The sequence below is a fragment of the Variimorphobacter saccharofermentans genome, from assembly GCF_014174405.1.
GTDB classification, from domain to species: domain Bacteria; phylum Bacillota; class Clostridia; order Lachnospirales; family Lachnospiraceae; genus Mobilitalea; species Mobilitalea saccharofermentans.
Genome location: NZ_JACEGA010000001.1, coordinates 2,497,093 through 2,520,938, shown reverse-complemented (window position 1 = coordinate 2,520,938; position 23,846 = coordinate 2,497,093). Strand labels below are relative to the sequence as shown.

Annotated in this window: 14 protein-coding genes; all 14 read left to right on the top strand. The window is 39.6% G+C overall.

The genetic code is table 11. The annotated features are described in order from the left end of the window. Positions 1 to 198: 198 nt before the first annotated feature. The 14 genes from H0486_RS11030 (at position 199) to H0486_RS10965 (ending at position 23,763) form a co-directional block, all read left to right on the top strand. A complete protein-coding gene (locus tag H0486_RS11030) occupies positions 199 to 1,809 on the top strand; it encodes a CTP synthase (protein ID WP_228353053.1) in 1,611 nt (536 codons plus the stop codon). A 168-nt stretch (positions 1,810 to 1,977) separates the two neighbouring features. After that, positions 1,978 to 3,252 carry an adenylosuccinate synthase gene (locus H0486_RS11025; protein WP_228353052.1) on the top strand — a complete coding sequence of 425 codons (1,275 nt, stop codon included), beginning with the start codon at positions 1,978 to 1,980 and terminating at the stop codon, positions 3,250 to 3,252. Between the two features lie 106 nt (positions 3,253 to 3,358). After that, complete coding sequence (locus H0486_RS11020; protein WP_228353051.1) at positions 3,359 to 5,452, top strand: glutamine synthetase III family protein; 2,094 nt, start codon at positions 3,359 to 3,361, stop codon at positions 5,450 to 5,452. A gap of 212 nt (positions 5,453 to 5,664) precedes the next feature. Next, positions 5,665 to 10,248 (top strand): glutamate synthase large subunit, encoded by a 4,584-nt coding sequence (gene gltB / locus H0486_RS11015; RefSeq protein ID WP_228353050.1) that lies wholly within the window; start codon positions 5,665 to 5,667, stop codon positions 10,246 to 10,248. Between the two features lie 99 nt (positions 10,249 to 10,347). Then, positions 10,348 to 11,817, top strand: a complete 1,470-nt coding sequence (locus H0486_RS11010; protein ID WP_228353049.1) for a glutamate synthase subunit beta — start codon at positions 10,348 to 10,350, stop codon at positions 11,815 to 11,817. A gap of 23 nt (positions 11,818 to 11,840) precedes the next feature. Further along, complete coding sequence (locus H0486_RS11005) at positions 11,841 to 12,929, top strand: carbamoyl phosphate synthase small subunit (protein ID WP_228353048.1); 1,089 nt, start codon at positions 11,841 to 11,843, stop codon at positions 12,927 to 12,929. Beyond that, entirely contained in the window at positions 12,916 to 16,119 is a 3,204-nt protein-coding gene (carB, locus tag H0486_RS11000) for a carbamoyl-phosphate synthase large subunit (RefSeq protein ID WP_228353047.1), read from the top strand. The genes H0486_RS11005 and carB overlap by 14 nt, the downstream gene beginning before the upstream one ends. Before the next feature lie 296 nt (positions 16,120 to 16,415). Next, the gene (locus tag H0486_RS10995) at positions 16,416 to 17,771 is read left to right on the top strand and encodes an ammonium transporter (protein ID WP_228353046.1); all 1,356 of its coding nucleotides are present in this window, start codon (positions 16,416 to 16,418) and stop codon (positions 17,769 to 17,771) included. Between the two features lie 23 nt (positions 17,772 to 17,794). Continuing rightward, complete coding sequence (locus H0486_RS10990; protein WP_228353045.1) at positions 17,795 to 18,139, top strand: P-II family nitrogen regulator; 345 nt, start codon at positions 17,795 to 17,797, stop codon at positions 18,137 to 18,139. A gap of 214 nt (positions 18,140 to 18,353) precedes the next feature. Further along, a complete protein-coding gene (locus H0486_RS10985) occupies positions 18,354 to 19,235 on the top strand; it encodes a MerR family transcriptional regulator (protein ID WP_228353044.1) in 882 nt (293 codons plus the stop codon). A 64-nt stretch (positions 19,236 to 19,299) separates the two neighbouring features. Beyond that, the gene (locus tag H0486_RS10980; protein WP_228353043.1) at positions 19,300 to 20,361 is read left to right on the top strand and encodes a BtrH N-terminal domain-containing protein; all 1,062 of its coding nucleotides are present in this window, start codon (positions 19,300 to 19,302) and stop codon (positions 20,359 to 20,361) included. Between the two features lie 253 nt (positions 20,362 to 20,614). Beyond that, complete coding sequence (locus H0486_RS10975; protein WP_228353042.1) at positions 20,615 to 21,001, top strand: MerR family transcriptional regulator; 387 nt, start codon at positions 20,615 to 20,617, stop codon at positions 20,999 to 21,001. 201 nt (positions 21,002 to 21,202) lie between these two features. Further along, a complete protein-coding gene (locus H0486_RS10970; protein ID WP_228353041.1) occupies positions 21,203 to 22,618 on the top strand; it encodes a family 43 glycosylhydrolase in 1,416 nt (471 codons plus the stop codon). A gap of 377 nt (positions 22,619 to 22,995) precedes the next feature. After that, entirely contained in the window at positions 22,996 to 23,763 is a 768-nt protein-coding gene (locus H0486_RS10965) for an AraC family transcriptional regulator (protein WP_228353040.1), read from the top strand. Positions 23,764 to 23,846 lie beyond the last annotated feature (83 nt).

Genomic DNA, 23,846 nt, shown 5'->3' with positions numbered 1-23,846 from the left:
ATAAGATATACATTATGAACTAAGGCGTTCATCAAATAGTACAGCTAGTAAACTGTAGTAGTTTATTACCTTGTACTATGTGATGGGCGCCTTAGTTTATATAAAGTAATACTATGATTACCCGACTATATTATCGCATATAGTGGTGAAAGCTTTATAAATTTGGCATACTATAAGAAACAGAAAAGGAGGAGCATAATGAAGGCGAAATTCATTTTTATTACCGGTGGTGTAGTATCAGGACTGGGAAAAGGAATTACAGCTGCAAGTCTCGGAAGACTTTTAAAACAGAGAGGCTTAAAGGTAGCGGCTCAAAAGCTGGATCCATATATGAATGTAGACCCGGGAACAATGAGCCCTTTTCAGCACGGTGAAGTATTTGTTACGGATGACGGTGCGGAAACGGATCTTGACTTAGGGCATTACGAACGGTTTATTGATGAAGATTTGACCAGATTTTCGAATTTGACCTCCGGTAAGGTGTATTGGAATGTACTAAACCGCGAGCGAACGGGTGGTTATTTGGGTGAGACAGTTCAAGTGATTCCCCATATTACAGGCGAGATTATCAACTTTATATATGATGGAGCAAAAAAGAGCGATGCAGATGTGCTGATTACAGAGATAGGAGGTACGACGGGTGACATTGAAAGTCAGCCCTTCCTTGAGGCAATTCGCCAGATTTCTCTTACCCAGGGTAGAGAGAATTGTCTCTTTATTCATGTGACACTGGTTCCGTATCTGAGAGGCTCCAATGAACATAAATCGAAACCCACACAGCATTCAGTGAAAGAACTTCGATCAATGGGAATTTCGCCGGATATTATTATTGCCCGTGCCGATGAGCCCCTTGATGATGGTATAAAAGCAAAAATCTCATTATTCTGTAATGTGAAACCAGATTGTGTTATTGAAAATCTTACCCTGCCTTGTCTTTATGAAGCTCCTCTTATGTTGCATGACAGAGGTCTGGATGAGGTGGTGTGCAGGGAACTCAATCTGCAAACTGCTCAGCCGAACCTGAGTGAATGGAAGAACATGATAACGAAAATAAATGAGAGGCATAAAGAGGTTGTTATTGCGATTGTAGGAAAATATGTGAAGCTCCATGATGCCTATCTATCCATTATAGAAAGCCTGAACCATGCAGGATTTGATACCTGCTCCAAAGTGAAAATAAAATGGATTGATAGTCAAGAACTTAAAAAAGAGAATGCTTCTGATATGTTAAATGGAATTCATGGTATGATAGTACCCGGTGGCTTTGGCGACAGAGGAATTGATGGGAAAATAATCGCAAGCAATTATGCCAGAACCAATAATATCCCTTATTTAGGAATATGCCTCGGTATGCAGATCGCAGTGATAGAATATGCACGTAATGTATGCGGATTAGAGGATGCTCATTCTACTGAAATAAAAGAGGGCTGTGCTCATCCGGTTATTGATCTGATGGAAGATCAGGTAGAGGTAACGAAGAAGGGTGGAACCATGAGGCTTGGTGCTTATCCATGTAAAACAAAGACTGGGTCAAAGCTCCAGAGCTTATATGGTAAGGAACTCATCAGTGAGCGGCATCGACATAGATATGAGTTTAATAATAAATATAGAGAAATCATAACGGAAAATGGTATGGCGATTTGTGGAACCTCGCCAGATGACCATTTGGTGGAGGCAGTAGAAATACCCGGGCATACGTTCTATATAGGAGTGCAATATCATCCTGAATTCAAGAGCCGGCCCAATAAGCCTCATCCCCTATTTCTGGGGCTGGTATCTTCAGCCTTAGAACTTACAAATAAGGATTAGTCCACTCTGGTATAAACGAATTTAAAAGATTAATAATAATTTGACATAATGAAAACTTATGGCTAACATTAAATATATTAATTTTATATATGTCATTTGCCATGATATAATTCAATCATGAAACGGGAATTATGGTAGGCATGTAGCTTCGGCAGAATGGAGAGTGTTATGATAAGAGCAATTGTAGGCGCTAATTGGGGCGATGAAGGAAAAGGTAAACTCACTGATATGCTGGCAATGGAAGCAGATATCATTGTTCGATTTCAAGGTGGCAGCAATGCAGGGCACACGATTATTAATGATTATGGTAAGTTTGTACTTCATTTGCTCCCATCCGGTGTATTTTATAGTCACACAACGAATGTGATAGGAAATGGTGTGGCACTTAACATTCCTTATCTGATGAAAGAGTTAAAAGCTTTGACTGATGGCGGTGTACCGATGCCAAATATTAAAATATCTGACAGAGCACAGATATTGATGCCGTATCATATATTATTAGATAAATATGAAGAAGAGCGATTAAAGGAAAGTTCCTTCGGTTCTACGAAATCAGGTATCGCTCCATTCTATTCAGATAAATATGCAAAGATCGGTTTTCAGGTATCCGAATTATTTGATGATGAGGTGTTGAAGGAAAAGATCGATCGGGTATGTGAAATAAAAAATGTATTATTAGAACATTTATATCATAAACCAGCATTAGATCCGAATGAATTGTTTGAAACCTTAATATCTTATAGAGAAATGATTGAACCCTATGTATGTGATGTATCAGCATTCCTTCACCAGGCAATTGCCGAAGGAAAAAATATCTTGCTGGAAGGACAGCTTGGTTCACTTAAGGATCCGGATTTCGGTATCTACCCAATGGTTACATCATCTTCCACTTTGGCAGCATATGGAGCAATCGGTACAGGTGTTCCTCCCTATGAGATTAAGGATATCCTGGCAGTGGTAAAATGTTATTCCAGTGCGGTAGGTGCCGGAGCATTCGTCAGTGAGATATTTGGCGAAGAAGCGGATGAACTTAGAAGACGCGGTGGTGATGCTGGAGAATATGGAGCAACTACCGGAAGACCAAGACGAATGGGATGGTTTGATTGTGTGGCTACCAGATATGGCTGTAGAATACAGGGAGCTACCCAAGTAGCATTGACAGTATTAGACGTACTTGATTATTTGGATGTTATTCCGGTATGTGTAGGATATGAGATTGATGGAGTGATCACAAAGGATTTTCCGACTACTGTTAAGTTAGCAAAATCAAAACCGGTATATGAGTATTTGCCGGGTTGGAAGGAAAATATCAGAGGTGTCAGGAAGTTTGAGGATCTGCCGGAGAATTGCAAGAAATATATAAAATTCATAGAAGCAGAGCTTAAGGTACCGATTACGATGGTATCCAACGGACCGGGAAGAAACGAAATAATCAAGCTATAAATTAATTTCATAAATAAAATCATCAATAGCAAAGGCGCTACTATTTATAAGTAGCGTCTTTTTTATACTTAAAAATTTAAAACAATGAATGAAGGAGGATAAGACTATGAAACGATTACCTGAAATGTTTGGTTCTAATGTATTTAATGATGAAGTGATGAGAGAAAGGCTTCCTAAGGATATTTATAAAGCCTTAAAGAAGACCATGGAAAAGGGCACTCATCTGGAGGTTGATGTCGCAAATGTAGTAGCAAATGCGATGAAGGATTGGGCAGTTGAAAAAGGTGTAACCCACTATACCCATTGGTTCCAGCCGATGACAGGTGTTACTGCTCAAAAGAATGAGAGCTTCATAACTCCTACCGGAAATGGTAAGGTAATTATGGAATTCGCAGGAAAAGAATTAGTAAAGGGTGAGCCAGATGCATCCTCCTTCCCTTCTGGAGGTTTACGTGCAACCTTCGAGGCGAGAGGATATACTGCTTGGGATCCATCATCATATGCCTTTATTAAAGATAATGTTTTATGTATTCCAACAGCATTCTGTTCTTACAGTGGAGATGCGTTGGATAAGAAAACACCTTTGTTACGTTCAATGGAAGCATTAAATAAGCAAGCTCTCCGTATCCTAAGATTATTTGGTAATGAAGATGCGAAGAGAGTGATTTCAACAGTAGGGCCAGAACAGGAATATTTCTTAATTGATAAAAGTGTTTATGAAAAGCGTCCTGACTTGATTTACACTGGCAGAACCCTATTTGGTGCAAAGCCTCCAAAGGGACAGGAAATGGAAGACCACTATTTTGGAAAGATTAAACCAAGAGTAGCGGCTTATATGCAGGAGCTTGATGAAGAATTATGGAAGCTTGGAGTACTTGCCAAAACAAAGCATAATGAAGTAGCACCGGCACAACATGAGCTAGCTCCAATCTTTACTACAGCGAATATTGCAGCCGATCATAATCAATTAACCATGGAGTTAATGAAAAATGTTGCAAGTAGACACGATATGGTTTGCTTATTACATGAGAAGCCCTTTGCTGGTATTAATGGAAGCGGTAAGCACATTAACTGGTCAATTTCAACAGACACAGGAATTAATTTATTAGATCCGGGAATTACCCCATCTCAGAATGCACAGTTCTTACTTATATTAGTTGCAGTTATTAAGGCTTTGGATGATTATCAGGAATTACTCCGTGTATCTGCAGCCAGTGCAGGTAATGATCATCGTCTTGGTGCCAGTGAGGCTCCTCCAGCAATTATATCCATATTCTTAGGAGAAGAGCTGACAGCAATTTTGGATGCAATTGAAACAGGAAAGTGTTATCAGGATAAAGAAAAAGATTTTATGGAAATAGGAGCCAGTGTATTACCTCATTTCCAGAAGGATTCAACAGATCGAAACAGAACTTCACCTTTTGCATTTACAGGAAATCGCTTTGAGTTCCGTATGCTTGGATCGAATTTCTCCATCTCAGGCCCTAATATTGTATTAAATACAATAGTAGCAGAAATTTTCTCACAATTTGCAGATGTTCTGGAAAAGAGCAATGACTTCCAGGAGGATTTGAATAAGTTAATTCAATCTACCATCAAAAATCATAAGAGAATTATCTTTAATGGTAATGGTTATGAAGACGAATGGACCAAAGAAGCCGAGAGAAGAGGATTGGCTAACCTTAAGACAACTGTTGATGCACTGCCTTCCTTTGTATCAGATAAGAGTATCGAGTTGTTTACGAAGCATCATGTATTTACAGAATCAGAAATTCATTCCAGATATGAAATTCTATTAGAGAACTATTACAAGACGGTACAGATTGAAGCATTGACGTTAATTGATATGATTAAAAAAGGTGTGATTGATTCGGTTCTAAGCTTCCAGGGAGAATTAGTGGATGTCTGGACTAAGAAGAAATCTCTTGATTTAGAAGTAAGTAAAGATATGGAAGAAAAGATGATCAGCAGTATATCTTCACTGTCCAGTAAACTGTCTCAATATCTTGAGGATTTGGAGAAGTCAGTACAGAATGCAAAATCATATTCAGATGCATTGGAGACAGCGGAGTATTTTAAAGATGTAGTGATACCTAATATGATAAAGCTACGAGATGTGGTGGATGAATTAGAGTCCTTAATACCTTCAAAGTACTGGAATTATCCCACCTATGGAGAGCTTTTGAATAGCGTGCAATAAAGATTAGCAAAGCTTTGGGTAGTAAACTACTACAGGAAATTGCGAAACTCTGAAGAACTCTTAATTGTGTAAACAGCAGATACATATTCCTTTGCAAACCCGCTCCTTCCGCTATGGTTTGCTTCGGAACATGTATCCACTGTAAACACAATCACCACATATAATTCGTTTCACAATTACCTAAGTAACTACTAGAAAGAAAGGAGAAAGCTATGAGTCACTTACAACAATGTGGTTTACCAAAAGCGCAAGGATTATATGATCCGGCGATGGAACACGACGCATGTGGAGTAGGATTTATCGTAGATATCAATGGAAATAAAAGTTACGAAATTCTTGAAGATGCGCTTTCGTTATTAAAAAAGCTGGATCATCGGGGAGCAAAGGGAGCGGATGAAGATACCGGAGATGGTGCCGGAATTATGCTGCAAATTCCTCACGAATACTTCTATCGAGAGTGTAAGGTGTTGGGATTTGAACTTCCCGAGGAGGGTGAGTATGCGGTTGGAATGCTATATACACACCGCTATGATTCCATTCATGAAATCCAGATGAGGATATTAAGTGATATCATAGAGGAGAATGGTCTGAAGGTATTAGGCTTACGTCAGGTACCGATTGATACAACCCATGTGGGAGAAGCAGCAAAGCGAGTAATGCCTCGCTTTGTGCAAATCTTCATAGGAAAAAACGGTCAGCAGTTGGATGAAATGGCATTTGAGCGCAAGCTCTATGTGATTCGAAAACAAGCGGAAAATAAGATTACTCCTTTAAGCAGGGAGAATGGCGGTATCTTTTACTTTCAGAGCTTATCAAGTAGAACAATAGTATATAAGGGAATGTTGACAGCAAGTCAGCTATCGGGATTTTATCTAGACCTTTCTGATATGGACTTTAAGACGAAGCTGGCTATGGTGCATTCTCGGTTCAGTACCAATACATTCCCAAGCTGGGAAAGAGCACATCCAAACCGTTACACCGTTCATAATGGGGAGATTAATACCATCCGAGGAAATGTTAACTGGATGAGAGCAAGACAGAAGTCACTACGCAACGAGTTACCGAAAGAGATGAGCGAAGGAAATGTCGAGGATATATTCCCGATTATTGATGAGCAGGGAAGCGACTCCTCTATGTTTGATAACTGTCTGGAATTCATGCATTTAACAGGAAGAAGTCTCCCGGAGACTATGATGCTATTAATACCGGAACCATGGGAAAAAAATGATTTAATGCCTGAGGATGTTAAGAATTTCTATGCCTTTGGTGAAACGATGATGGAACCTTGGGACGGACCAGCGGTAATTGGTTTTACAGATTCACATGTGATTGGCGCAATGCTTGACAGAAATGGATTAAGACCGGCGCGCTATTATCAGACGAAAAACAATCGCATTATTCTTGCTTCTGAGGTTGGTGTTGTAGCAGTAAAAGAAGAAGATATCCTATACAAAGGACGTCTTGAACCAGGTAAGATGCTTCTTATCGATATGGATAAAGGCAGAGTAATCAGTGACGAAGAGATCAAAAAGCAGGTTGCACATGCACATCCATATGATAAATGGAGAAGGGAACAGGTAAAATCTCTGGAAGAAATAACAGCTGCTAAGAAATTACCAAAAGAAGAGCTCTCATCATTGGAATTAGTTCATCAGATGAAAGCCTTTGGATATACCTATGAAGATGTGGAGAAAACCATTCTGCCTATGTCAGCTACGGGTAAGGAAGCGATTGGATCCATGGGAGCGGATACTCCTCTGGCTGTGTTATCCGAAAAGCCACAGCCTCTATATCTGTATTTTAAGCAATTATTTGCCCAAGTGACCAATCCTCCTATTGATGGTCTGAGAGAAGACATAGTAATGTCTTCTGCTATGATACTTGGTGAAGCAGGAAATTTATTAAAGCCTGAGAAAAAGAACAGTCTTTCCATACTTCTTTCTAGTCCAATTCTCTCTACCGAAGAGTTTGAGAAACTGTTGTATCCTTCTGAGAAACGGATCAAAACAAAGGTTCTTTCCTTACTCTATAAGGCTGGAAGTGGTGTAAACGGAATGAAACGTGCTTTGCGTAGGATATACATGGAGGCTGAAGAAGCAATTGCGCAGGGCGTAACCATCCTGATTTTGTCGGATCGTGGCATTGATAAAGACCATATGGCAATACCGGCCTTATTAGCTACCAGCGGATTACATCATCATTTAGTAGGCATAGAGAATCGAACCGGAGTAGGTCTGGTGGTAGATTCCGGAGAACCGAGAGAGGTACATCACTTCAGTACTCTGGTTGGTTATGGAGCTACCGCAATTCATCCGTATATGGCATACAATGCAATTGAATTGCTTCATAAAGAAGGCAGATTGGATAATATAACTCTGGAAACTGCAGTGAATAACTTTATACATGCCAGCGTGGATGGTATGTTGAAGATCATAACAAAAATGGGTATTACAAAGATGAACAGTTATCATGGCGCTCAGATCTTTGAAGCTATTGGTATCAGTTCTTCGGTAATTAATCAATATTTTACCGGCACACCAACCAGATTGGAGGGTGTTGGTCTTGAAGAGATTGAAAAAGAGAATCAAATGCGTCATGATACGGCATATTCGACAAGCTACAATAATCGTGATACCTTAGAAACCGGCGGCTATTTCCAGGTGACTGCGGATGGAGAAGAACATCTATATAACGCAGAAACTATATATTTACTGCAAAAAGCCTGTAGAGAAGGAGATTATCAGCTCTATAAGCAGTTCGCAGCTCAGATCAATGAATCGCAGATTACATTAAGATCCTTATTTGAGATCGGAAACAACCGACAGCCAATTCCGATAGAAGAGGTGGAATCGGTGGAGAGCATTGTAAAACGCTTTAAAACAGGAGCAATGTCCTATGGATCAATCAGTAAGGAAGCCCATGAATGTCTGGCGATTGCGATGAATCGTCTGGGAGGAAAAAGTAATACAGGTGAAGGTGGAGAGAGTGAAGCAAGATTTCAGCCTCTTCCGAATGGAGATACGAAGATCAGTGCTGTGAAGCAGGTAGCATCCGGACGATTTGGAGTAACCAGTCATTACCTGGTTAATTCTAGAGAAATTCAGATAAAGATGGCTCAGGGGGCGAAACCAGGTGAAGGTGGACACCTGCCAGGCGGAAAGGTATTCCCGGAGGTGGCAAGGCTAAGACATTCAACACCTGGAGTTAGCTTACTTTCCCCGCCTACCCATCATGATATCTACTCCATTGAGGACCTTAAGGAGTTAATCTATGACTTGAAAAATGCCAACCGAAATGCAGAAATCAATGTAAAGCTTGTATCGGAAGCCGGTATTGGTACTATAGCAGCAGGTGTGGCTAAAGCCAAAGCCGATGTGATATTAATCAGTGGATATGACGGAGGAACGGGTGCAGCACCAAAGACCAGTATTCAAAATGCAGGCTTGCCATGGGAGCTTGGTCTGGCGGAAACACATCAGACTCTTGTATTAAATCGACTTAGAGAGAAAGTGAAGCTAGAGGTAGATGGTAAATTATTAACAGGTAAGGATGTAGCCATCGCAGCACTTCTTGGTGCAGAGGAATTCGGATTTGCTACAGGTCCATTGGTAGCTCTTGGTTGTGTCATGATGAGAGTATGTAGTCTGAATACCTGTCCTGTTGGAATTGCTACACAGGATGAAAGACTAAGAAAATGCTTTACCGGAAAACCGGAATATGTAGAGAACTTTATGAAGTTTATCGCGGCAGATCTTAGAGAGTGGATGGCGAAGCTAGGATTTACCAATGTGGATGAAATGATTGGAAGAACGGATTGTCTCCATGAGAATGTGTCGATGAAAAACTGGAAGAGCAAGTCCTTAAACCTTTCTTCCATACTATTCCAGCCTTATGCAGAGAGCGGAACCGGTACCCGTAAGATGGTTGAGCAAAATCATGAACTAGAGGACAGCTTAGATCAGAAAAAGCTTCTAGCAATCGCAAGACCAGCTTTACAATACGGATATCCTGTAAGAAGTAAGTTAAGGATTGAGAACATTCATCGTAGCGTTGGTACCATGGTCGGAAGCGAGGTATCCAGAGTATATGGAAAAGAAGGCCTTCCGGAAGACACCATCCAGTTTACCTTTGTAGGTACTGCGGGTCAGAGCCTAGGTGCATTCCTACCTCGTGGTATCACGATTAAATTAATCGGAGATGCCAACGATTATCTTGGAAAGGGTCTCAGTGGAGGAAAGATTGCTGTTATTACTCCAAAGGAAGCCAAGTACCAGGCAGAAGAAAATATGATAGCAGGTAATGTTATATTATATGGTGCTACTTCTGGTGAAGTATATCTGAATGGTTTAGCAGGAGAGCGCTTCTGTGTTAGAAATTCTGGTGCAACGGCAGTAACGGAAGGCTGCGGAAACCATGGCTGTGAATATATGACTGGAGGAACCGTATTAATTCTTGGCCCGATTGGTCAGAATTTTGCTGCCGGAATGTCCGGAGGGAAAGCATATATTCTGAATATGAACCAGTCCTTATGCAATCGTGATATGGTTCATGTAAGAAAGACCTCTGATGAAGATTTAGAAGAAATATATCATCTGTTAAAGAAGCATGTCATCTATACCGACAGCCGTAAAGGAAAACATATCCTGGAGAACTGGACGGAATACAAGAATCAGTTTTCCTTAGTAATCCCGAAGGAATATCAGGTTATGCAGGAGAAGATTAAGGAAGCCAAAGAAAAGGGCTTTTCGGGAGATGAAGCTCTACAGGAGGCTTTTCATTCACTCTTTTCACTATAGTTTGTATGAATAGCGTTATAGAGCAAATGATATTATTTACGTCAATTTGTGCCTGTTGTCATAGGCTTACAGGCTGTATAGAAAGGCATGGTAATTAATATGGGAAAACCAACTGGATTTTTAGAATATGATCGTTATGATCCCCAAAAGAGAGATCCCATGTTACGGATCGGGGATTGGGAGGAATTAAAAGGGCATTACAGCGAAGAGGAGCTACAATTACAGGCAGCCAGATGTATGGATTGCGGAATACCCTTTTGCCATAGCGGTATTATGTTAAATGGTATGGTATCTGGTTGTCCACTAAACAACCTAATCCCTCAATGGAACAATCTGGTTTATCATGGCAACTGGGAAGAGGCTTACCGCAGACTTAGTCGTACCAGTCCCTTTCCTGAATTTACCGCAAGGGTGTGTCCCGCTCCTTGTGAGGGTTCCTGTACGGAAGGACATGTAACAAAATCGGTATCCATATGTAACATTGAATATGAGATTATTGAGAGAGCCTTTGCAAATAACTGGGTACAGGCAGAAAAACAACCTGATACAGGAAAACGGGTAGCAATTGTTGGTTCAGGTCCCGCAGGACTTTCTGCAGCATGGTATCTGGCAATCCGTGGGCATAAGGTTACCGTTTTTGAAAGACAGGAAGAGCCGGGTGGACTATTGATGTATGGAATTCCGAACATGAAGCTCGATAAAAAGATTGTACGAAGGCGACTGGATCTTATGGAGAAGCTGGGAGTAGATTTCCAGTGTAATAAGGAAGTAGGAAAGGATGTCAAGGCTTCTGATTTATTGGAGGATTATGATGCGGTACTTCTTGCAGTAGGAGCAACGAAGGCAAGAAACCTGAATGTTCCGGGGATGGATGCAAAGGGAGTATACCTGGCCATTGATTATCTGAAAGCAAGTACCAGACATCTATTGGAGAACGATTATTCCATTGACCCTGATATGGACGCGAGGGATAAGCATGTCATAGTAATCGGGGGTGGAGATACTGGTACGGATTGTGTTGGAACGGCCATCCGTCAAGGAGCAAAATCAGTTCATCAATTTGAGATTACCTCCAAACCAGCAGATCAAAGAAATAGTACGAATAATCCATGGCCGGAATGGCCCAGGGTACTCAAGACTGATTACGGTCAGGAGGAAGCCATCCATGTATTTGGAGAGGATCCGAGAATATACGATATATCTACTACAGAAATAGTAAAAGCGGAGAATGGGGCTGTAAAAGGTCTTAATACCGTAAAACTGGAATGGAAGCTACGGAATGGTAAGCCTGTTGCGATACCGATTGCAGGAAGTGAAGCCTTCTATCAGGCAGATCTTGTTTTAATCGCCATGGGATTTCTGGGACCTGAGCATACTATCATCGAGGAGCTTGATTTGGCTACAGATAATCGAGGAAATATCCAGGCAGATACTCACACATATGAAACCAACCGTAATAATGTTTTTGCCTGTGGTGATGCCAGAAGAGGACAAAGCTTAGTAGTGTGGGGTATGGCAGAAGGAAAAAGAGCTGCAGAAGCAATTGATCGTCACATAGCTGTTAGGTAGCAGATAGGGGAGATATGTTGGATATGTCAGAGGAATTATATTTAGTATTAGAAAATGGTGATATATTTAAAGGAAAGAGCTTTGGTGCAAAGCACGAAGCAGTAGGCGAGATCGTCTTCACCACAGGGATGACCGGTTATATTGAGACATTGACAGATCCCAGCTATTGTGGACAAATCATTGTTCATACTTTTCCCATGATTGGTAATTACGGGATAATATCCACTGATTTTGAGAGTAAATCGGTGAAAGCAGCTGCAGTAATAGTAAAAGAGTGGTGTCATGAGCCGTCGAACTTTCGAAATGAAGAAACTCTGGATCATTTTTTAAAAAAGCAAAATGTACCCGGATTATATGGAATTGATACAAGAGCTCTTACCAAAATAATTCGTGAATATGGTAATCTTAGAGGAATGATAACAACAAACCCGAAATCAGCTGACACGATTCATTGGGAGGAACATGTATTGAAAAATCCCGTAGCCTCTGTCAGTACGAAATCGAAATATGAAGTGAAGTCCGAAGAAACTAAGTATAAGGTAGCGCTTCTTGATTTTGGATTAAAGGAGAATATAAAGCGAGAGCTATTAAGAAGAGGTTGTGATCTGGTCATATTTCCTTATGATGCCACAAAGGATGATATTCTGGCAGTGAAGCCGGATGGTATCATGTTATCCAACGGTCCGGGCGACCCACGGGATAATGAGGTAGTGATAGAAAACTTAAAAGAAATCATAAAGACGGGGCTTCCGATTTTCGGAATATGTCTTGGACATCAGCTTCTTGCACTAGCCAGTGGATTTGAAACAAGAAAACTAACCTATGGACATCGTGGATCGAATCAGCCGGTTCAGGAAGTTGCTACAGGAAAGGTCTACATGAGTAGTCAGAATCATGGCTATGCGGTAGATCAGTTATCCATAGATGAATCAATAGCAACAATGACATTTTTTAATCGAAATGATAATACCTGTGAAGGAGTGGAATATAAAAATCAGCCAATCTTCTCTGTACAGTTTCATCCGGAAGGATGCGGAGGACCACAGGATACCCTGTTTTTATTTGATAAATTTATCAAACTCTTGGAGGTGAGTAGGAATGCCGCTAAATAAGGATATTAAGAAGGTACTTCTCATTGGATCCGGTCCTATCGTGATTGGGCAGGCAGCAGAGTTTGATTATGCTGGTACACAGGCGCTCAGAGTACTTAAGGAAGCTGGTATTGAAACTGTACTGGTGAATTCCAATCCGGCCACAATCATGACGGATCAGGCAATGGCAGATCATATTTACATTGAACCACTCACCTTAGCTACCATAAAACGAATTATACTTAAGGAAAAGCCAGACAGCATATTATCAGGACTAGGAGGTCAGACAGGATTAACACTTTGTATGCAGCTGGCGAAGGAGTATTTTTTAGAAGAAAATAATGTGGTTTTACTTGGCTCTTTACCGGAAACCATAGATAAAGCTGAGGATCGTCAGTTATTTAAAGAAACTATGGAAAGCATAGGACAGCCGGTGATCCCTTCTGAAGTGGTATATAACATGGAGAGTGCAGTTAGCTGTGCAAATCGTCTTGGATATCCTGTGGTAGTCCGTCCTGCCTTTACCTTGGGTGGATCTGGTGGTGGAATAGCGGAAGATGAAGAAAGTCTTCGTAAGATAGCTGGTGACGGGTTACGCTTATCACCAATTCATCAGGTCATTATAGAGAAATCTGTAGCAGGCTGGAAAGAAATTGAGTTTGAGGTGATGCGTGATAAGGCAGGTAATTCCATAGCCGTTTGTTCCATGGAGAACTTTGATCCGGTAGGAATACATACCGGGGACAGTATTGTTATTGCTCCGGCTATCACACTTGCAGATAAAGAATATCAGATGCTTCGATCTGCGGCGTTATCGATTGTGGATGCACTGAAGGTGGAGGGTGGTTGCAATTGCCAATTTGCATTAAATCCAGACTCTTTTGAATATGCGGTTATCGAGGTAAATCCAAGAGTATCCCGTTCCTCCGCATTAGCATCAAAAGCAACCGGCTATCCCATAGCGAAGGTTGCAACCAAAATAGCGATAGGCTATACCTTAGACGAAATCATGAACCAGATAACAGGTAAAACCTATGCGGCCTTTGAGCCAACATTGGATTATGTTGCTGTTAAGTTTCCGAAATGGCCCTTTGACAAATTCGTCTATGCAGACCGTAATCTAGGCACCCAGATGAAGGCAACCGGAGAGGTTATGAGTATTGCAGATACCTTCGAGGCAGCATTGATGAAGGCGGTAAGAGGAGCTGAGATCGGAAGAAAAACGTTAAATTGTGACAAGTGTTCTAACGTGTCGGATGACGAACTCATGCATCAAATAAAAAGTGCAACGGATGAACGGTTATTCTATATATTTGAAGCATTGAAAAGAGGAATAACGGTAGACACAATTCATGAGATATCTAAGATAGATCGATGGTTTTTATATCGCCTTGTCAAATTGGTTCAGTATGAGAAGAGATTAAAGGAAAATCAGCTGACCGAAGAATTGTACACGGAAGGAAAGCGTCTGGGCTATCTGGATGAAACTATCGAAGCGATCAGCAACACAAAAATAAAGAATCCACAGTCTCCTGTTTATAAGATGGTTGATACCTGTGGAGGGGAATTTCAAGCAGAAACACCTTATTTCTACTCCTCCTATGATACAATAGAGATGGGAACCAAAAATGAGGCGGAGGATTTCATTCAGAAATCCGATAAGCAGAGAATTATTGTATTCGGTTCAGGTCCGATTCGTATAGGTCAGGGTATTGAATTTGATTATGCTTGTGTTCAGTGTGTATGGACTCTAAAGAAGATGGGTTACGAGGTTATTGTTATTAATAATAATCCAGAAACGGTTTCTACAGATTTTGATATCGGTGACAGGCTGTATTTTGAACCTCCCTGTGAAGAGGACGTACTTCATATCGTGAAGCAGGAGCAGCCAATTGGAGTAGTAGTTACCTTTGGTGGTCAAACGGCGATTAAGCTAACGAAAGCGTTAGATCGTGCAGGAATACCAATCCTTGGTACTTCAGCGGATAGTATTGATATGGCGGAGGATCGGAAACGATTTGATAACCTGCTTGAGCAGATTGGGATACAAAGACCGAAGGGATATGCGGTAATGACAATAACAGAAGCTCTTGAGGTGGCCAATACGCTGACTTATCCGGTTCTTATTCGACCCTCCTATGTACTCGGTGGTCAGAATATGATCATTGCTTACAACAATGATGACGTTAAAGAGTATATGAATATCATTCTGAGCACAAACCCGAATAGTCCGGTACTCATTGATAAATATATTAGTGGCAGGGAGATAGAGGTAGATGCAATATGTGATGGTGAGGATATTTTAATACCTGGAATCATGGAACATATTGAAAGAACTGGTGTCCATTCCGGTGACAGTATTGCTGTTTACCCTGCACCACATATTGATGAAGAGACGGTAGATAGAATTACGAAGCTTACCAAGAAAATATGTCTTGCAATCGTGGCCAAGGGCTTGATAAACATTCAGTTTATTGTAACACAGGGAGAGATTTATATTATAGAGGTAAATCCAAGAGCATCCAGAACCATCCCTTATCTTAGTAAGGTTACCAATTTACCAATCTGTGAGCTGGCCGTAAAGGTAAGCTTAGGGATGAAGCTATCAGATTTAGGCTATGGCACAGATTGCTATCAAGTATCTACAACCTATGTATCGTCCAAGGTTCCGGTATTTTCATTTGAAAAACTATCCGATTTGGATACGCAGCTGGGTCCTGAAATGAAATCTACAGGAGAGGTACTTGGTATTGGAAGGAACCTGCAGGAAAGTCTGTATAAGGGCCTGGTAGCAGCGGGATATAACCTGTGCAGATCAGGTGGAGTGTTTATCAGTGTTCGTGATGATGATAAAGAAGAAATGCCAGGCATTGCTAAAAAATTTGCTTCGTTAGGCTTTAAGCTTTATGCTACCAATGGAAGCGCTGAAGTTCTTCGCGAGGCAGGGATAGAGGTTGATGTTGTTGATATTGTAAGAGAAGGACATATAGCAGCAATCAGGCTGATAGAAAGTGGAAAAGTAAGCTATATTATTTCCACATCAGCAAAGGGCAGAGATCCCATCAGAGATAGTGTCAGGTTGAGAAGAAAGGCAGTTCAGTTAGGAATACCTTGTCTGACTTCCATTGACACAGCAGATGCTTTAGTTGATAGTCTTAATAGTCAATATAGTGAAATGAATACAGAATTGGTTAATTTGAACCAAATATAGAAAGTAATAGCACAAAAACGAGGGCGTTTAATCAGGAATGATTGAGCGCTCATTTTGATATATAAGGAAGGACGTCAAAAGATCGAATTAAGCTGTAAAATGAATATTAGCGTATATATTCATTGGATTCCTAATATGTTGACTTTTGATTACCTAACCATATAAGAAAAAAAGAAGACTTGGTTTACACGAACAAAATACAACATATAACATTACAAAAAAACGAGGGCGTTTAATCTGAAATGATTGAGCGCCCTCTTTTCATAAATTAAAATTAAAAGAAAGAAGGAATGAATATGGAAACAAAAGTTATTCTTGATACCCTATGGGTAGTCTTAGCCGCAATGTTAGTGTTTTTTATGAATTTAGGTTTTGCAACCTTAGAAAGCGGTATGGCTCGATCTAAGAACACAGTAAACATTATGTCAAAGAACTTTATAGTCTTTGCAGTGTCATCCTTAGGGTTCTTTATATTGGGATGGGGCCTTATGTTTGGTGATGGTAATGGTTTTATTGGTATGAAAGGATTATTCTTTGCTTCCGGTGCCGATAATTCCCCCAACACTGGAGCAGCCTATGAAGGAGTTTATTCTGCAATTTCCTGGGCAGGTATACCATTTTGGGTAAAATTCTTTTTTCAGTTAGTATTTTGTGGAACTGCAGCAACAATTGTATCAGGAGCAGTTGCTGAGAGAATAAAGTACATCTCGTTTATTGTATTTTCTTTAATCTTAACATTGGTTATCTATCCGATTACCGGTCATTGGATCTGGGGTGGCGGCTGGTTGTCTGAATTAGGCTTCCTTGATTTTGCAGGAGGTACCGCAGTCCATTCCGTTGGAGGATGGGCAGCGCTTAGTGGTATCGCAATTCTCGGACCTAGAATTGGAAAATACTCAAAATCCGGTAAAATTAATGCGATACCTGGACATAGCGTATCTCTGGCGACAATCGGAGCATTAATTCTTTGGTTTGGCTGGTTTGGATTTAATCCTGGTTCTACCATGGCAGCTGAACCGGAAGCAATTGGTCATATCCTGGTAACTACCAATATGGCTGGTATCATGGGTATTCTAGTTGCTACTGCAACAGCATGGATTAAACTTGGAAAACCGGATATGAGTATGTCAATTAACGGATTACTGGCAGGTTTAGTTGCGATTACACCGGCATGTGCTTATGTAAGTGTTACCAGCTCCATCATTATTGGTGCCATATCAGGTGTATTAGTAGTATTTGCATCATTGTTCTTTGATAAGATGAAATTGGATGATCCGGTTGGTGCAACAGCTGTTCACTTGGCAAATGGTGTCTTTGGTACACTATCCATCGGTCTGTTTGCAGAACAGGGAGTGAATGGAAATGAAGTTAACGGCCTATTATTCGGCGGCGGCTTCAAGCAATTAGGAGTTCAGGCATTGGGTGTTGTTACTGTTGGCGCATTCGTACTTGTAGCAAGCGCAATTGCATGGCTTCTCATAAAAGCAACGATTGGACTTCGTGTATCTGTGAAAGAAGAGTTGAATGGTCTTGACATTGGTGAACATGGAAATGAAGCTTATCCAGAGTTTTTAACTAGAAAAATCAATTATATTCATTTGTTAGAGGATGTAAATACCAAAGAAGAATCAAAGAAAACCAAGGTATATTAAAACGGAAGGGAGAGGTGAATTGAATGAAGCAAGTAAAAGCAATTGTTCGACCGGAGAAATTATCGGATATTCGTTACGCATTAGAAACCGTGGAAGGTTATGGCGGAATCACGATTACAGAAGTAATGGGGCAGGGTATTCAAAAAGGTATTGTACGATCCTGGCGAGGAGAAAAATATGAAATTGACCTAATACCAAAGGTTAGCATAGAATTAGTAGTGAAGGATGAAATTCTGGACCAGGTTACGAAAATCATCCTCGAGAAAGCGTATACCGGTGAAGAAGGCGATGGTAAAATTTTTATATCCAATGTTGAGGATGTTATCAGAATCAGAACAAAAGAATCAGGTGAAGATGCACTATATTAAACTGGTGTAATATAAAAGAAATCATGAAGAAGCAGAAATGTTTCTTCATGATTTTTTTGTCAGAGAAGGTATTTCTGCATATTAATATACGCTTGAAACATTTTTTCATTCATCATTCATTTTGACAGAGTATAATATGTCCTTTGTTATATTGAATTATAACTAAAAAAAGTGCTACAATATACAAAACTACAGTTATGAAGAAGGATTCATATTGTTGTTCAAGGGCGCTTGTGATAACGATGGTCCGGGGAATGGAAGGAATGATGTTATGTTAAGAATTGGAGAGTTCTCTGCTTTGTCAGGAATTAGTATAAACATGCTGCGACACTATGACAAGATAGGGTTACTGGTACCGGAGCATGTAGATCCAATGAGTGGATATCGCTATTATGACAAAGAGCAGCTTGTCCATTCCAATCGAATAGTGGCCATGAAAGCCATGGGCTTTCGTTTGGAGCAAATAATTGAAGCAAAATCCATGAACCAGCAAGAAATGCAAGTTTTACTGCGAGACAAATTAGCTAGTAAAGAAGAAGCAAAACTGATTCAAAATCAGATTACTAAAATAAGAGAAACAATAAAACTAAATGGGGAAGGGGAAGCGGATGTACTTTCCATAGTTACCAAGGATATACCGGAGATGTGGGTAGTTAGCTATCGTAACAGAATTCAGGAATTTTCTCATGAAGGGATACTATGGAGTACTATTATGGAAGAGTGCAGTAAGCAGGGAATTAAGGTATCATCGAATGCCATGGCGATGGCCATGACTCATGAAAGAAATGATGAAAACAATCTGGATGTAGAGGTTATGTTATCAGTGGATAAGGAGCAGATATGCCACGATAATTTGAAGATATATCGAATTCCGAGGTGTAAGGTTGCATCCTTCATATTTCAAGGAAGTTATCTTAAAATAAGTTCCATTAATACCGTTATGGCAATATGGCTGGAAAACAACGATTATGAGATATCGGGAAAGCCATTCTCAATATACCATAATTCTCCAAGGGAAAGTACTTCAGAAGAAAGCTATGTAACAGAATTATGCTTTCCAATTGTAAAAAAAGGGATTGACTCTCGTACTGCGTAAGGGTTTATGATATCTCTGTGACGTCATAGAAAATGTGAAAATAAAGCTTTATGGAAAGGATAGAATGAGTAAGAGAATCATTAATATCAGACATCATATGTGTGATGGTACCTGCATGTGGAACGGTATAGAGGATGTCTATGTCTCAAAGAGAGGGGAGGAGGTTCCGGAAGCTTTCTTCCTTGCTCTGAGCAGCTATGGAGAGAATGTATATCTTAGATTTCATGACCCTGCTCGCCCGATCATGCTTAGCGTATGTGATGGAAGAACAAGGTATACCTATAACAAGATTAAGAACGAAATTGGATTGCAGTATAAAATATCTGAAGGAAGAACATTGGAGTATGCATTTCGTTCCATTAAAAAAGAAATTGATAATGGAAATCCTGTCATTCTTGGACCTCTTGATATGTATCATTTACCATATCTGAAAATGTATCATGAACAGCATATCCCAATGCATTATGTGCTGATGATCGGCTATGATGATGATAAGGGATGCATATATCTTTATGACTGTGGAAGGAAAGAAATGCAATCTCTCCCATATGCTGAATTGGAAAGAGCCTGGCTAATTGAAAAGAATGCAGTTGGAGATAAGAATGGATTTATTCGTTTCTCACTTCCGGAGGAATTACCGAGTGTATATGAACTTGCAAATACCTGCTTAAAGCGAAAAGCAGCAGATCAGTTAAAGAAAAAGCCTTCTTTTATCGGAATCAACGCTTTACGGAAAATAGCTGCAGAGTTTTCAAGCTATAAAGAAGAAATGCCAGCTGAAATCTATAAAAACGCATTAACCGGTCTTATAGAATATTTCGGAATGGTACCGAAGATTCCAGACCAGCTCATGGGGTTGCATACGGAAACAGAAGAGATTTGCTATAAAGGAAATTGTGACCGTTTGGGTAGGATGCTTATGACTCTTGGCGATCAATACAATCGAAAGGATTGGACGAATGCCGGTGACTTATTTCTTAGGAGCGGAGATATATTCGAAGAAATAACAGACAATATCATTCAATTTCTATGTAGCAACAGCAATACTCTGGAGGAAATACCGAAGAAGTTCATGCAGATTGCAGAATTAGAGGAGAAAGCGTATATAATACTACATAATAATTAAAATATGATATGGGGCTGTAACATATTGTATCAGCCCCAAAAGGTTATGTAAACAGGTATTGACATGGAGTACACTCCAAAGGGTAATATAATGAAAAAGCAGTGAAATAGTGATGATTCTAATTATGAGCTTATGGCGAGAAAAGCATGTTGGAATGATGTGATTCCGGCTTTAAAATATTAAATATATAGGATATTGATCGTTTTTTTCAGATGTGTTTATAAAATAATCTATATTGATGGAAGGGTTTACTATGACAATTGCTGAGGTTAGTAAAAAATATGATATCACTCCAGATACGTTACGATACTATGAAAGAGTTGGATTATTACCTCCTGTTAAACGCAATCATAGTGGTAACCGCGATTATAATGAAAATGACTGTAGCTGGATTCAGTTTATCAAGTTTATGAGAAGTGCAGGATTACCCATTGAGGTTCTGATTGAGTATGTATCTTTGTTCCAACAGGGAGATAAGACAATAGAACAAAGAAAAAAATTATTGGTTGAACAGAGAAGTAAAATCGTAAAAAAAATAAAGGAGCTTCATACTACGTTAGAGTATCTGGACTATAAGATTAATTCGTATGAGAATAGTAGGATAAGAATTGAAGAGAATTTAAAGAAATTTGATGAATAAGAGGATATACAGAAGAGATAGGAGTTTTTGGAATAGAATTTATTCTGATCAAAAACTCCGTTTCATTTTTATAAAAGTTTAATCAAATTCTGAGTTTAAGATAGTGCAATTTGTTCTGAGTATAAATCATTGTATCATGATGCCGTATCTTATATAATTTATTGTGGAACATAATCTGATAATACAAAGGAGTTGCTAAAAATGATGAAACAAGGACTAAATCCTTATCTTCCGTCATGGGAATATATCCCTGATGGTGAACCATATGTATTCAATGGCAGAGTCTATGTCTATGGCTCCCATGATCGTTTTAACGGATATGCCTATTGCTTAAATGATTATGTATGCTGGTCCGCGCCGGCCGATGATCTCTCAGATTGGAGATATGAAGGTGTAATCTATAAGGCAACCGATATAGAGGATAATGAAGATCGTGATAGCTGTCTCTATGCGCCAGATGTAACAGTGGGTCCGGATGGCAGATATTATCTTTATTATGTTGGCAGTAAGAGTTCCATTGTATCCGTTGCTGTATGTGATACGCCGGCAGGTAAATATGAATTCTACGGATACGTACATTATAAGGATGGAACCATTCTGGGAGAGAGAGAGGGAGATGAGCCTCAATTTGATCCAGGAGTACTTACGGAAGGAGATATTACGTATCTTTATACCGGTTTTTGTGGTAGAGGTGATAAATCAAGATCAGGTGCAATGGCAACAGTACTTGGACCGGACATGCTTACAATTATTGAAGATCCTGTATTCATTGCTCCAAGTGAACCTTATGGTAAGGGTAGCAGCTTTGAGGGACATGAGTTTTTTGAGGCTCCTTCCATTAGAAAAAAAGGAGACACCTATTATTTTGTATATTCCTCTATTCTTATGCATGAGTTATGTTATGCTACCAGTAAACATCCAACCAAGGATTTTGTGTATGGAGGAGTTATAGTAAGCAACTGTGATCTTCATATAGATACCTATAAGCCTGCCAACAAACCAATGTATTATGGCGGTAACAATCATGGTAGCATTATAGAAATCAATGGCCAATGGTATATTTTCTATCATAGACATACGAATGGTACGAATTTCAGCAGACAGGGCTGTATGGAGAAAATCGAAATTCTTGAGGATGGATCTATTCCGCAAGTGGAGCTTACCTCCTGCGGAGCGAATAATGGTCCGCTAAAGGGATACGGTGAATACCCGGCTTATCTTGCATGTAATCTATTCTGCAAGGAAGAATCCATCTATACCGATTTTACAGGTGCATGGATGAATAATCAATTTCCTAAGATTACGCAGGACGGAAAAGACGGGGATGAAGAGATCGGCTATATTCAAAATATGAAAGACTCTGCAACAGCCGGATTTAAATATTTCGACTGTAAGGGTATTAAGAAGTTTAAGATTAAAGTACGCGGATATTGCAGAGGTGATTTTGAAGTGAAAACTACTTGGGATGGCGAAGTATTAGGTTCCATTCCCGTTGGTTTTTCGAATGTATGGAAGGAATATTCAGCAGATATCACAATACCGGATGGTGTTCATGCAATCTATATCACCTATAAGGGAAGTGGAAGTGCGAGTCTTGCTTCCTTTACTCTGGAATAAGGATATAATAGACATCTTGAATAGGAACAATAAATTGTATATTAAGTATAGGTAAAGGGATGTTTCCTAATATATTAGCAGGGACTATGACTTACCATAATGCACTGTCGGAAGGATAAATTGCTGTATTTTGTATGTCTCATGCGAACATTCATGTTCACATGAGACATACAAAATCAGTAATCCGTCCTTACGTCTGTGTGTTAGATAAGTCATAGCTCCTGCTAATATTATGCTACAGCCCCTAATTATTATTTCAAAGTTTATTGACTTGCTACCAGAACCTATTATAATTATTGTCAGGGTAATCAATATAGATGTTAAGTTAGTGGTAATACATATTGGAGAATGTTAGGTACGAACCGGGAGGATCAATCATGAATCATATACGATATGTTGAATATGATGCTACACATTCGGGTGACTTTATATTTGATGTTCCGGAAGGACATGATTGCTGGCTGCTTCTTCTTACGAAAACACCGGCCATCTTTTTGGTGGAAAACGAATTAAAAGAATTCCCTTCGAATTGCGCAGTATTATATAAGCCACACCAGAAAATATATTATCGTGCCAGTACCGATAGCTATATTAATGATTGGATTCGTTTTGATACGGATGAAACCTATGTAACGAATTCTCCTATTACCAGTGGTGAGCCATTTCCGATCCTTGATCCTGCATATTGCCATAGATTATATCAGTTATTAGTATCAGAGCATATCCTAAACAATGACTATAAGGATATATCCATAGATTATTTACTTAGGATTTTATTTAATAAGCTTCTGGAATCCTATCATTATAAGCAGGTATCCCCTCTTTATAAAAATCTCAATAATCTGAAAAAGGAGATATACCGTCATCCGAATTTAGAATGGTCAGTATCGAAGATGGCAGAAATGCTGAATGTCAGCGTTGGCTATCTGGAGGATATCTATAAGAACGCATTTGGTGTTTCATGTATGGAGGACGTCATTAACAGTCGGATTAATCTGGCTAAAAAGCATTTACTATATAATCATTATTCAATCGCTGAAATTGCAACACTGTGCGGATATCGAAACATGGAACATTTTTTCCGGCAGTTTAAAAAGAATACAGGCGTTACTCCGAACCAATTTCGCAGGAGTCCGAATCATTAAATGATCGTTGGAGATTACTTTATAGTGATACTGGTATTATTGAAATATATCGATTGGAGCATTTCGAATCTGATTTGAAATTG

Bases quoted from the DNA above. Each gene is read 5' to 3' on its own strand.
- H0486_RS11005 (WP_228353048.1), top strand. From the start codon at position 11,841: ATGTCAGAGGAATTATATTTAGTATTAGAAAATGGTGATATATTTAAA.
- H0486_RS10970 (WP_228353041.1), top strand. From the start codon at position 21,203: ATGATGAAACAAGGACTAAATCCTTATCTTCCGTCATGGGAATATATC.
- H0486_RS10990 (WP_228353045.1), top strand. From the start codon at position 17,795: ATGAAGCAAGTAAAAGCAATTGTTCGACCGGAGAAATTATCGGATATT.
- carB (WP_228353047.1), top strand. From the start codon at position 12,916: ATGCCGCTAAATAAGGATATTAAGAAGGTACTTCTCATTGGATCCGGT.
- H0486_RS10975 (WP_228353042.1), top strand. From the start codon at position 20,615: ATGACAATTGCTGAGGTTAGTAAAAAATATGATATCACTCCAGATACG.
- H0486_RS10980 (WP_228353043.1), top strand. From the start codon at position 19,300: ATGAGTAAGAGAATCATTAATATCAGACATCATATGTGTGATGGTACC.
- H0486_RS11020 (WP_228353051.1), top strand. From the start codon at position 3,359: ATGAAACGATTACCTGAAATGTTTGGTTCTAATGTATTTAATGATGAA.
- H0486_RS11025 (WP_228353052.1), top strand. From the start codon at position 1,978: ATGATAAGAGCAATTGTAGGCGCTAATTGGGGCGATGAAGGAAAAGGT.
- H0486_RS10995 (WP_228353046.1), top strand. From the start codon at position 16,416: ATGGAAACAAAAGTTATTCTTGATACCCTATGGGTAGTCTTAGCCGCA.
- H0486_RS11010 (WP_228353049.1), top strand. From the start codon at position 10,348: ATGGGAAAACCAACTGGATTTTTAGAATATGATCGTTATGATCCCCAA.
- H0486_RS11030 (WP_228353053.1), top strand. From the start codon at position 199: ATGAAGGCGAAATTCATTTTTATTACCGGTGGTGTAGTATCAGGACTG.
- H0486_RS10965 (WP_228353040.1), top strand. From the start codon at position 22,996: ATGAATCATATACGATATGTTGAATATGATGCTACACATTCGGGTGAC.
- gltB (WP_228353050.1), top strand. From the start codon at position 5,665: ATGAGTCACTTACAACAATGTGGTTTACCAAAAGCGCAAGGATTATAT.